Source organism: Pseudomonas sp. OVF7, from assembly GCF_030644265.1.
GTDB lineage: Bacteria > Pseudomonadota > Gammaproteobacteria > Pseudomonadales > Pseudomonadaceae > Aquipseudomonas > Aquipseudomonas gorinensis.
This window is the reverse complement of the sequence record NZ_CP128996.1, coordinates 5,781,298-5,794,309: the sequence shown is the minus strand read 5'-3', so window position 1 is coordinate 5,794,309 and position 13,012 is coordinate 5,781,298. Positions and strand designations below refer to the sequence as shown.

Annotated in this window: 1 protein-coding gene; it reads left to right on the top strand. The window is 64.9% G+C overall.

Translation table 11 applies throughout. From position 1 onward, the window contains the following. The first annotated feature begins 16 nt into the window (after window positions 1–16). Window positions 17–12,901: a non-ribosomal peptide synthetase gene (locus tag QU606_RS26245; protein WP_304997798.1), complete on the top strand. Its 12,885-nt coding sequence runs from the start codon at window positions 17–19 to the stop codon at window positions 12,899–12,901. Window positions 12,902–13,012: the final 111 nt, after the last annotated feature.

The following is a 13,012-nucleotide window of genomic DNA, read 5'->3' as shown; positions in this document are numbered from 1 at the left end:
AGGCAGGAACCCCAAGATGGACGCCTTCGAACTTCCCCGCACCCTGGTCCAGTCCCTTCAACAGCGTGCCGAGCAGACCCCGGACCAAGTGGCCCTGCGCTTTCTCGCCGAGTCCGCCGAACAGAGCATCGTGCTCAGTTACCGCGACCTGGACCTGCGCGCCCGCACCATCGCCGCCGCCCTCCAGGCCAACGCAGCGTTGGGCGAGCGCGCGGTGCTGCTGTTCCCCAGCGGCCCGGACTATGTCGCGGCGTTCTTCGGATGCCTGTACGCCGGCATCATTGCAGTGCCGGCCTACCCGCCGGAGTCCACCCGCCGGCATCACCAGGCGCGCCTGCTGTCGATCATCGCCGACGCCGAGCCACGCCTGCTGCTGACCATCGCCAGCCTCGGCGATGGCTTGGCGCAGCTCGAAAACGCGCCGCCGGTGTTGAGTGTCGACACCCTGGACGCACAAATCGCGGACAGCTGGCGCGCCCCCGACCTGCAACCCGACGACATTGCCTTCCTGCAATACACCTCTGGCTCCACCGCGTTGCCGAAGGGTGTACAAGTCAGCCACGGCAATCTGGTTGCCAATGAAGTGCTGATTCGCCGAGGCTTCGGCATCGACGTGAACCCGGACGATGTGATCGTCAGCTGGCTGCCGCTGTACCACGACATGGGCCTGATCGGCGGCCTGCTGCAACCGGTTTTCAGCGGCGTGCCCTGCGTACTGATGTCGCCGGCGTACTTCCTCGGCCGGCCGCTGCGTTGGCTGGAAGCGATCAGCGAATACGGCGGTACCATCAGCGGCGGCCCGGATTTCGCCTACCGTTTATGCAGTGAGCGGGTCAGTGAGTCGGCGTTGGCGCGTCTCGACCTGAGCCAGTGGCGCGTGGCCTATTCCGGCTCCGAGCCGATCCGCCTCGACACCCTGGAACGCTTCGCCGAGAAATTCGCCCGTTGCGGTTTCACCGCGAACAGCTTCTTCGCCTCCTACGGCCTGGCCGAAGCGACCCTGTTTGTCGCCGGTGGCCGCCGTGGCCAGGGCATCCCCGCGCTGCGTGTCGACGAACAGGCGTTGGCCGCTAACCGCGCCGAACCAGGGCAGGGCAGTGCGATCATGAGTTGCGGCACGAGCCAGCCGGACCATGCGGTGCTGATCGTCGACCCGCACACCTTGAGCGAACTGGCCGACAACGGCGTCGGCGAAATCTGGGCCAGCGGGCCGAGCATCGCCCATGGCTACTGGCGCAACCCCGAAGCCAGCGCCAAGACCTTCGTACAGCACGCCGGCCGCACCTGGCTGCGCACCGGTGACCTGGGCTTTATCCGCGAGGGTGAGCTGTACATCACCGGCCGCCTGAAAGACCTGCTGATCGTGCGCGGGCACAACCTGTATCCCCAGGACATTGAGCAGACCATCGAGCGCGAAGTGGAAGTGGTGCGCAAGGGTCGCGTTGCGGCGTTCGCGGTGAATGATCAGGGCCAGGAAGGTATTGGCATTGCGGCGGAAATCAGCCGCAGCGTGCAGAAGATCTTGCCGCCTGAAGCGCTGATCAAAGCCATCCGCCAGGCCGTGGCCGAGGCCTACCAAGAGGCGCCGTGCGTGGTGCTGCTGCTCAACCCCGGTGCCTTGCCCAAGACCTCCAGCGGCAAGCTGCAACGCGCGGCCTGCGCGGTGCGTCATGCCGATGGCAGCCTCGATAGCTATGCGCAGTTCCCCGACCTGCATGCGCCGGCGCCTAATGCGGCGCAGGGGTCGGAGCTGCAAAGCCGGATCGCGGCGATCTGGTGCGAACAGTTGCACGTGGCGAGCGTGGCGGCCGACGATCACTTCTTCCTGCTCGGCGGCAACTCCATCACCGCCACCCAGGTGGTCGCGCGCCTGCGCGAAGACCTCGGCCTGGAGCTGAACCTGCGCATGCTGTTCGAAGCCCCGACCCTGGAAGGCTTTGCCGCGCATATCGCGCAATTGCAACAGGACGGTGGCGTTGCCCAAGGCGCGATCCACACCCTATCGCGCGACGAAGACCTGCCCCAATCCCTGGCCCAGAATCGCTTGTGGATCACCTGGCAACTGGATCCCCTGAGCAGCGCCTACACCATCCCCGGCGCCCTGCGTTTGCGTGGCGAGCTGGATGAAGACGCGGTATGTGCCAGCTTCCAGCACTTGATCCAGCGCCACGAAGCCCTGCGCACACGTTTCTATGAGCGCGATGGCCAAGCCTTCCAGCGTGTGGACGCCAACAGCGATTTCGATCTGCACGTCATCGACCTCAGCCACCTGCCCGCCGCCGAACGTGACGCCCGCGCGCAACAGATCCGCGAGGACGAAGCGCGTACCCCGTTCGACCTGGAAAACGGCCCGCTGCTGCGGGTGACCCTGGTACGCCTGGAGGATGAAGATCATCAACTGCTGGTGACGCTGCACCACATCATTGCTGACGGCTGGTCGCTGAATCTGCTCATCGACGAGTTCTCGCGACTGTATGCCGCCGCTGCCCAGGGCCAAACCCTGGCGTTGCCACCCCTGGCTTTGCAGTACGCCGACTACGCAAGCTGGCAACGCCAATGGCTGGCCGAAGGCGAAGGCCAGCGCCAACTGGCGTACTGGAAGGCGCAACTGGGGGAGGAGCATCCGGCCTTGAGCCTGGCCACCGACCACCCGCGCTCGGCGCAGCAACGCCACACTGCTTCACGCCACAGCGTGCGCCTGGGCGCCAGCCTCAGCGAAGCGATTCGCCAGACTGCCCAGTCCCATGAGTCCACGCCATTCATGCTGTTGCTGGCGGCGTTCCAGACCTTGCTCTATCGCTACAGTGGCCAGCGCGATATCCGCATTGGCGTGCCCAACGCCAACCGCCCACGCCAGGAAACCCAGGGTCTGGTCGGTTTCTTTATCAACACGCTGGTGCTGCGCGCCGAACTGGACGGGCGTTTGCCGTTCAACCAGTTATTGGCTGCGACACGCCAGGCCGCCTTGGGCGCCCAGGCGCATCAGGACTTGCCCTTCGAACAACTGCTGGAGGCATTCCCGCAGGCCCGCGAACAGGGTTTGTTCCAAGTGATGTTTAACCACCAGCAACGCGACCTGAGTGCCTTGCGCCGCCTGCCGGGCATGCTTGCCGACGAGCTGCCTTGGCACAGCCGCGAAGCCAAGTTCGACCTGCAACTGCACACTGAAGAAGACCGCAATGGGCGCTTGGGCCTGTCGTTCGACTACGCCGATGAACTGTTCGAGCCTGCGACGATCCAGCGCCTGGCCGAACACTTCATCCACCTGCTGCACGCGATCTGCGAGCATCCGCAGCGTGCCCTCGGCGACCTCAAGCTGATGCAGCAGGACGAACAGCAAGCGTGGAGCCAGGCGCCGTGTGCCCCCGCTCAACAATGGCTGCCCGAACTGCTCAACCCATCTGTCTCTGATAACACCGCGCTGGTCTGGCAGGACGGCAGCCTGACGTTTGCCCAACTGCATACCCAGGCCAACCGCCTGGCCCATTACCTGCGCGACAAAGGCGTTGGCCCGGACGTGTGCGTGGCCATCGCTGCCGAGCGGTCGCCGCAGTTGCTGATCGGCCTGCTGGCGATCATCAAGGCCGGCGGTGCCTATGTGCCGCTGGACCCGGACTACCCCGCCGAGCGCCTGGCCTACATGCTCCGGGACAGCCGCGCGCACCTGCTGCTGACCCAGACCGCCTTGCTCGAACACCTGCCGACGGCCGACTGCGTGTGCGTGATCGCCATGGACAGCCTGCATCTCGACAGTTGGCCGACCCAGCCCCCTGGCCTGCACCTGGAGGGTGACAACCTCGCCTACGTGATCTACACCTCCGGCTCCACCGGCCAGCCCAAGGGCGTGGGCAACACCCATGCGGCCCTGGCCGAACGCTTGCAATGGATGCAAGCCACCTATCAGCTCAACCACACGGATGTGCTGATGCAAAAGGCGCCGATCAGTTTCGACGTGTCGGTGTGGGAATGCTTCTGGCCGCTGATCACCGGCTGCCGCCTGGTGCTGGCTGGCCCTGGCGAGCATCGTGATCCGCACCGTATCGCGCAGTTGGTCCAGGAACACGGCGTGACCACGCTGCACTTCGTGCCGCCGCTGTTGCAGCTGTTTATCGATGAACCGTTGGTGGCCGAATGCACCAGCCTGCGCCGCCTGTTCTCCGGTGGTGAAGCCTTGCCCGCCGAGCTGCGCAACCGCGTATTGGCGCAGTTGCCGGCGGTGCAATTGCACAATCGTTATGGCCCGACCGAGACCGCGATCAACGTGACGCACTGGCACTGCCGCGTGGAGGATGGCGAGCGCTCGCCGATTGGCCGCCCGCTGGGCAATGTGATCTGTCGCGTGCTGGATGAGCAGCTCAACCCCGTGCCCGTTGGCGTGCCGGGTGAGCTGTGCATCGGTGGCATTGGCCTGGCGCGGGGTTACCTCGGTCGTCCTGGGTTGACCGCTGAGCGCTTTGTCGCCGACCACCAAGGTGCGCGCCTGTACCGCACCGGTGACCGCGCCCGATGGAGCGCCGACGGTGTGCTTGAGTACCTCGGCCGTCTCGACCAACAGGTCAAGCTCCGCGGTTTCCGTGTGGAGCCGGAAGAAATCGAAGCTCGCCTGCTCGCCCTGGACGGCATCGCCCAGGCCGTCGTGCTGGTGCGTGACGCACAGTTGATCGGCTACTACACCGCCCATGCCGAGCTGGACGAACAGCAGGTCAAAACCGCCCTGGCCGCCGAGCTGCCGGAGTACATGGTGCCCGCCCTGCTGATGCGTCTGGACGCCATGCCCCTGAGCCCGAGCGGCAAGCTCGACCGCCGCGCTTTGCCGGAGCCGGTGTGGCAAACCCGTGAGCACGTCGAGCCTGAAACGCCGCTGCAACAGCAGATCGCCGCGATCTGGCGCGAGGTCCTTGGCCTGCCGAAGATCGGCCTGCACGATGACTTCTTCGCCCTGGGCGGCCACTCGCTGCTGGCCACGCAAATCATCTCCCGTACCCGCCAGGCCTGTGACGTCGAGCTGCCGTTGCGCACTTTGTTCGAAGCCAGCGAGTTGGGCGCTTTTGCTGAACAGGTCGGGCTGATCCAGGCGTCGGGGCAACGCAACCAACAAACCACCATCGCCAAGGTCGACCGCAGCGAACCGGTGCCGTTGTCCTATTCCCAGCAGCGCATGTGGTTCCTCTGGCAGATGGAGCCGGACAGCCCGGCCTACAACGTCGGCGGCATGGCGCGCCTGCGCGGGGTGCTGGATGTGGGGCGTTTCGAGGCGGCGTTGCAAGCCTTGATCATGCGCCATGAAACCTTGCGCACCACCTTCCCGAGTGTCGATGGCGTGGCCTATCAGAAGGTCGCGCCGCAGTCCGGCGTGCGCATGGGCTGGCAGGACATCTCGGCGCTCTGCGAAACCGAGCGCCAGCAACGCTTGCAGCAGCTGGCCGACCATGAAGCCCACTCACCGTTCAACCTGGAAACCGGCCCGCTGCTGCGCGCGTGCCTGGTCAAGGCCGGTGAGCAGGAGCACTACCTGGTGCTGACCCTGCACCATATCGTCACCGAAGGCTGGGCCATGGACATCTTTGCCCGTGAACTCAGCGCGTTGTACGAAGCCTTTATCGACGAGCGCGACTCGCCGCTGGCGCCATTGCCCGTGCAATACCTCGACTACAGTGTGTGGCAACGCCAATGGCTGGAAGCCGGCGAACGCCAACGCCAGCTGGATTACTGGACCGCGCAACTGGGTCATGAGCACCCGCTGCTGGAACTGCCGGGCGACCGTCCACGGCCACCGGTACAAAGCCATCGGGGCGAGCTGTACCGTTTCGATTTGAGCGCTGAACTGGCCGCGCGGGTGCGGGCGTTTAATGCCGAGCGCGGCCTGACCTTGTTCATGACCATGACCGCCACCCTGGCCGTGTTGCTCTACCGCTACAGCGGCCAGACCGACTTGCGCATCGGCGCCCCCGTGGCCAACCGGATTCGCCCGGAAAGCGAAGGGCTGATCGGCGCGTTCCTCAATACCCAGGTGCTGCGTTGCCAGCTCAATGGGCAGATGACCGTGGGTGAGTTGTTCGAACAGGTGCGTCACACCGTGATCGAGGGCCAGTCCCATCAGGACCTGCCGTTCGACCATCTGGTCGAAGCCTTGCAACCGCCGCGCAGTGCGGCGTACAACCCGTTGTTCCAGGTGATGTGCAACGTGCAGCGTTGGGAGTTCCAGCAGAGCCGCCAACTGGCCGGCATGACGGTCGAGTACCTGGCCAACGATGCGCGCGCGACCAAGTTCGACCTCAACCTGGAAGTCACCGACCTTGACCATCGCCTGGGGTGCTGCCTGACCTACAGCACCGACTTGTTCGATGAGCCGCGCATTGCGCGGATGGCCGAACATTGGCGCAATCTGTTGCAAGCGCTGATCGCCAGCCCCGAGCAGCGTCTGAGCGAATTGCCGTTGCTCAGCGCCACGGAACAGCGCGCGTTGCAGGACAGCCTGGGCGTCGAAGCGGGCGAGCACCGCCTTGATCAGTGCATTCACACGCTGTTCAGCCAACAGGCAAAAGCCCGTGGCGATGCGCCCGCGCTGACCTTCGCCGGCGTTACCCTCAGCTACCGCGAGCTGGACGCCCGCGCCAACCGCCTGGCCTGGATGCTGCGCGAGCGTGGTGTCGGCCCGCAGGTACGCGTCGGCCTGGCGTTGCCGCGCTCCCTGGAAATGGTCATCGGCCTGTTGGCGATCCTCAAGGCGGGCGGTGCCTATGTACCGCTCGACCCGGAATACCCGCTGGACCGCCTGCACTACATGATCGAAGACAGCGGCATTGGCCTGCTGCTCAGCGATGCAGCGATGTTCGAAGCCCTGGGTGAACTGCCGGCGACCGTGGCCTGCTGGTGCCTGGAAGATGACCTTCCGGTGCTGGAGAATTACCCGGCCGATGAACTGCCCTTTATCAGCCTGGCGCAGCACCAGGCCTACCTGATCTACACCTCCGGTTCCACCGGCAAGCCCAAGGGCGTGGTGGTGTCTCACGGTGAAATCGCCATGCACTGCCAGGCCGTGATCGAGCGCTTCGGCATGCGTCCGGACGACTGCGAATTGCACTTCTATTCGATCAACTTCGACGCCGCTACCGAACGTTTGCTGGTGCCGTTGCTCTGCGGTGCGCGGGTGGTATTACGCGCCCAGGGCCAGTGGGATGCAGAAGAGATCTGCGCGCTGATCCGTACCCATCGCATCAATATCCTCGGCTTTACGCCGAGCTACGGCAGCCAGTTGGCGCAGTGGCTGGCCACCCAGCAGCAGACGTTGCCGGTGCGCATGTGCATCACCGGTGGCGAGGCGTTGACCGGCGAACACTTGCAGCGCATCCGCGCAGCGTTCCAGCCGCAGGTGTTTTTCAACGCCTATGGGCCGACCGAAACCGTGGTGATGCCGCTGGCCAGCCTCGCGCCCGAGCAGTTGGAGGAGGGCGCCGGCAGCGTACCGATCGGCAGCATCATCGGGGACCGCGTGGCGTACATTCTCGACGCCGACCTGGCCTTGGTGCCGCAAGGTGCGACGGGTGAACTGTATGTCGGCGGCGCCGGCCTGGCCCAGGGGTATCACCAGCGTCCGGGCATGACCGCCGAACGCTTCGTGGCCGATCCCTTCGCGCGTGACGGCGGGCGTCTTTACCGCACCGGCGACCTGGTGCGCCAACGCGCCGATGGTCTGGTGGAGTACCTGGGGCGGATCGACCATCAAGTGAAGATTCGTGGCTTCCGTATCGAACTGGGCGAGATCGAAACCCGCCTGCTGGAGCACCACGCCGTACGCGAGGCCGTGGTGCTGGCGCTGGATTCGCCCAGCGGCAAACAGCTGGTGGCCTACCTGGTCAGCGATGCCGAGCACGGCGCATTACGCGATGCGCTCAAGGCGCATCTCAAGGCGCAACTGCCGGACTACATGGTACCCGCGCACCTGATCGTGCTGGACAGCATGCCGTTGACCGCCAACGGCAAACTTGACCGGCGTGCCTTGCCGCAACCGGACCCGGAAGCCAACCGCCAACAGTACGTGGCCCCGCGCAACGCGTTGGAAAGCACCCTGGCCGCGATCTGGTGCGCCGTGTTGAACGTGCCGCAAGTCGGCCTGGACGATAACTTCTTTGAACTGGGCGGCGACTCGATCCTGTCGATCCAGGTGGTCAGCCGTGCGCGGCAGGCGGGGATTCACTTCAGCCCCCGCGACCTGTTCCAGCACCAGACCGTGCAAACCCTGGCGGCGGTTGCCACGCTCGTCGAGCAAGTGACGGCCGAGCAGGGCGTGCTCACCGGCAGCTCGGGCCTGACGCCCATCCAGCAGTGGTTCTTCGATACCCCGATTCCCGAACGTCAGCATTGGAACCAGGCGCTTGTCCTCAAGCCCCTGCAACTGCTCGAGCCCCATCGCCTGGAGCAAGCGCTGTTGGCGGTGCTGGAACACCACGACGCGCTGCGCCTGAGCTTCAGCCAGCGCGACGCGCAATGGCACGCCGAGCACTTGGCCGTGCCCCAGGGCGGCGTGCTGATGCAGGCGCACGTGCACGATATGGCGCAGTGCACCGCGCTGTTCACCGAGACCCAGCGCAGCCTCGACCTGGCGCACGGCCCGCTGTTGCGCGCCTTGCTGGTGGATGGCCCGCAAGGGCAACAGCGCCTGCTGATCGCTATCCATCACCTGGTGGTCGATGGCGTGTCGTGGCGGGTGCTGCTGGAGGATCTGCAAAACGTCTATCGCCAGCTGAGCGAAGGCCAGTCCGTCAGCCTGCCGGCCAAGACCAGCGCCCTGCGTGACTGGGCTGCGCGCTTGCAGGCTTATGCCCACAGTGAATCCCTGCGCGAGGAATTGACGGTATGGCAGGCTCAATTGGCCGGCCCGGCCGTGGCATTGCCGGTGACGCGTCCTCTAGGCGCGCTGCGTAATCGGGATGCGGATACCGTCAGCGTGCGCCTGGATGCCGAACACACCCGCCAGTTGCTGCAACAGGCCCCCAGCGCCTACCGCACCCAGGTCAATGACCTGCTGTTGACCGCGCTGGCCCGTGTGGTGTGCCGCTGGAGTGGGCATGATTCGGCGCTGATCCAGCTGGAAGGCCATGGTCGTGAAACCCTGTTCGATGATATCGACCTGACCCGTAGCGTCGGCTGGTTCACCAGTGCTTATCCGCTGCGCCTGACCCCACTGGCGGAGCAGGGCGCTTCGATCAAGGCGATCAAGGAGCAACTGCGCGGCATCCCCCACAAGGGCCTCGGCTATGGCGTGCTGCGTTACCTGGCGGACGACCTGTGCAAGCAGACCCTGGCCGGGCTGCCCAGCGCCGGCATCACCTTCAACTACCTCGGTCAATTCGACCAGAGCTTTGGCGCCGATGCGCTGTTCCACCCGCTGGACGAGTCTGCCGGCCTGGCCCATGACCCGGATGCACCGTTGCCCAACGAACTGAGCATCGACAGCCAGGTGTACGGCGGTGAGCTGGTGCTGCGCTGGACCTTCAGCCGCGAACGCTTCGATCGGCAGACTCTCCAGGCTCTGGCCGATGCCTACCTGGCCGAACTGCGCAGCCTGATTGCGCACTGCCTCAGGGACGATGTTGGCGGTTTCACGCCGTCGGACTTCCCCCTGGCGCACTTGAGTCAGGCGCAACTGGACAGCTTGCCGGTACCCGCCAGCGTCATCGAAGACGTCTACCCGCTGACGCCAATGCAGGAGGGTTTGCTGCTGCACACCCTGCTGGAACCGGGCACGGGTCTCTACTATATGCAGGACCGCTACCGCATCGACAGCGCCCTGGACCCTGAGCGTTTCGCCCAGGCCTGGCAGGCGGTGATCGCCCGGCATGAAGCCTTGCGTGCCTCGTTCTGTTGGAACGTTGGCGAAGACATGCTGCAAGTGATCCATCAGCCGGGCAGTACGCCGATTGAGTACCTGGATTGGAGTGCTGATCCAGAAAGCGAGCAGGAGCCGCGTCTGCAAGCGCTGCTCAAGAAGGAGCGCGAAGCCGGTTTCGATCTGCTCAACCAGGCGCCGTTCCACCTGCGCCTGATCCGCGTCGGCGCCGAGCGCTACTGGTTCATGATGAGCAACCACCACATCCTCATCGATGCGTGGTGCCGCTCGTTGTTGATGAATGACTTCTTCGAGATCTACATGGCCCTGGGCGAAGGGCGCGAGGCACAACTGGCCACGCCGCCGCGTTATCGCGACTACATTGCCTGGCTGCAACGCCAGAACCTGAGCGAAGCACGCCAGTGGTGGCAGCAGAACCTGCAAGGCTTCGAGCGCACCACGCCGATCCCGAGCGACCGGCCATTCCTGCGTGAACATGCCGGCCATAGCGGTGGCATGGTGGTGGGCGACTGCTACACCCGTCTCGAGGCCCGCGACGGTGCGCAACTGCGCGAGTTGGCGCAGGCCCATCAACTCACCGTCAACACCTTCGCCCAGGCTGCATGGGCGTTGGTGCTGCGCCGCTTGAGCGGCGATCGTGACGTGCTGTTCGGCGTCACCGTGGCTGGTCGCCCGGTGGACATGCCCGAGATGCAGCGCACCGTCGGCCTGTTCATCAACAGCATCGCCCTGCGGGTAAAACTGCCCGAGGACGACCAGCGTTGCAGCGTGCGCCAGTGGTTGAGCGGCTTGCTCGACAGCAATATGCAACTGCGCGAGTACGAATACCTGCCGCTGGTGACGATCCAGGAACACAGCGAGTTGCCCAAGGGCCAGCCGCTGTTCGACAGCCTGTTCGTGTTTGAAAATGCCCCGGTGGAAGTCTCGGTACTGGATCGCGCACAAAGCCTGAATGCCACCTCGGACTCCGGCCGCACCCACACCAACTTCCCGCTGACGGCCGTGTGCTATCCGGGTGATGACCTGGGGTTGCACCTGTCTTACGACCAGCGTTACTTCGACGAAACCACCGTGCAAGGCATGCTCGGCGAGTTCAAGCGTTTGCTGCTGGCATTGATGCACGGGTTCCATGGCGACATGGCCGACCTGCCGCTGATGGGCGAGCAGGAACGTGCGTTCCTGTTGCACGGCTGCAACCAGAGCGCGCACGCCTACCCGCTGGAACGCAGTTATGTCGAACTGTTCGAAGCGCAGGTCGCCGCCCATCCACAGCGCATTGCCGCCAGTTGCCTGGACCGACAGTGGACCTATGACGAATTGAACCGTCGCAGTAACGGGCTCGGTCACGCGCTGATCGCGGCGGGTGTCGGCCTGGACCAACCGGTGGCGTTGCTGGCCGAGCGTAGCCTTGACTTGCTGGGCATGATCATCGGCAGCTTCAAGGCCGGTGCCGGTTACCTGCCGCTGGACCCCGGCCTGCCGAGCCAGCGTTTGCGCAGCATCATCGACCTGAGCCGTACGCCGTTGCTGGTGTGCACCGAGGCGTGCCGCGAGCAGGCCATTGCGTTGCTGGACGGTTTTGACTGTCAGTTGCTGGTATGGGAGGAAGTGCCGTCCCGGGGTGCCAACCCTGGTGTCTACAGCGCACCGTACAACCTCGCCTACGTGATCTACACCTCGGGCTCCACCGGTTTGCCCAAAGGGGTGATGGTCGAGCAGCGCGGCATGCTCAATAACCAGTTGAGCAAAGTGCCTTACCTGCAACTGAGCGAGACGGATGTGATCGCCCAGACGGCCTCGCAAAGCTTCGATATTTCCGTGTGGCAATTCCTTGCCGCGCCGCTGTTCGGGGCGCGGGTGGATATTGTGCCGAACACCATCGCCCACGATCCCCAAGGCTTGCTGGCGCATGTTCAGACTCAAGGCATCACGGTGCTGGAAAGCGTGCCGTCGCTGATCCAGGGCATGCTGGCCGAGGAGCGCATCAGCCTCGATGGCCTGCGCTGGATGCTGCCCACCGGCGAGGCCATGCCGCCGGAGCTGGCGCACCAGTGGTTGCTGCGTTATCCGCAGATCGGGCTGGTGAACGCCTATGGCCCGGCAGAATGCTCGGACGACGTGGCGTTCTTCCGCGTCGACCTGGCCTCGACCCGTGGCACTTACCTGCCGATTGGGACGCCGACCGACAACAACCGCTTGTACCTGCTGGACGGTGCGTTGGAACTGGTGCCCCAAGGCGCGGTAGGCGAGTTGTGCGTAGCCGGTACCGGTGTGGGGCGTGGCTATGTCGGCGACCCGTTGCGCACCGCCCCAGTGTTTGTGCCGAACCCGTTCGGCGCGGCGGGCGAGCGTTTGTACCGCACCGGCGACCTGGCACGCCGTCGCAGCGATGGCGTGCTGGAGTACGTCGGGCGTATCGACCACCAAGTGAAGATTCGCGGTTACCGCATCGAGCTGGGGGAAATCGAAGCACGCCTGCACGAACAATCGGACGTGCGCGACGCGGCCGTCGGCGTGCAGGAGGGGGACAACGGCAAACACCTCGTCGGCTACCTGGTGGCCGCCGATGAAACCTTGAACCCAGGCGAGCGCCTGGACCGCATCAAGCAACGCCTGCGCGCCGAACTGCCGGAGTACATGGTGCCGCTGCATTGGCTATGGCTGGACCGCCTGCCGCTCAACGCCAACGGCAAGCTCGACCGCAAGGCCCTGCCCACCCTGGAGATCGGCCAATTGCACAGCCAGGACTACCTGGCGCCGCGCAACGCACTTGAAGCCACCTTGGCCGCGATCTGGGCCGAGGTGCTGAAAGTCGAAAGGGTAGGGGTACAGGACAACTTCTTCGAACTGGGCGGACACTCGTTGCTGGCCACGCAGATTGCCTCGCGGGTGCAGAAAACCCTGCAACGGGATGTGCCGCTGCGGGCGATGTTCGAGTGCAGCACGGTGGCGGCGTTGGCCGAGTACATCGATGGGCTGGCGGCGAATGAGATCAGCGCGCAGAAGGTGGATCGCTTGAGTGATTTGATGGCGGAGTTGGAAGGCTTGTAATTTTCGCAGCCTGCGCGGGCCTCATCGAGAGCAGGCCCCCTCCCACAGTGACCGGGTTCATCCTGAAGGAAGGGGCTCGAGTGTGGGAGGGGGCTTGCTCCCGATGGCGTC

Bases quoted from the DNA above. Each gene is read 5' to 3' on its own strand.
- QU606_RS26245 (WP_304997798.1), top strand. From the start codon at position 17: ATGGACGCCTTCGAACTTCCCCGCACCCTGGTCCAGTCCCTTCAACAG.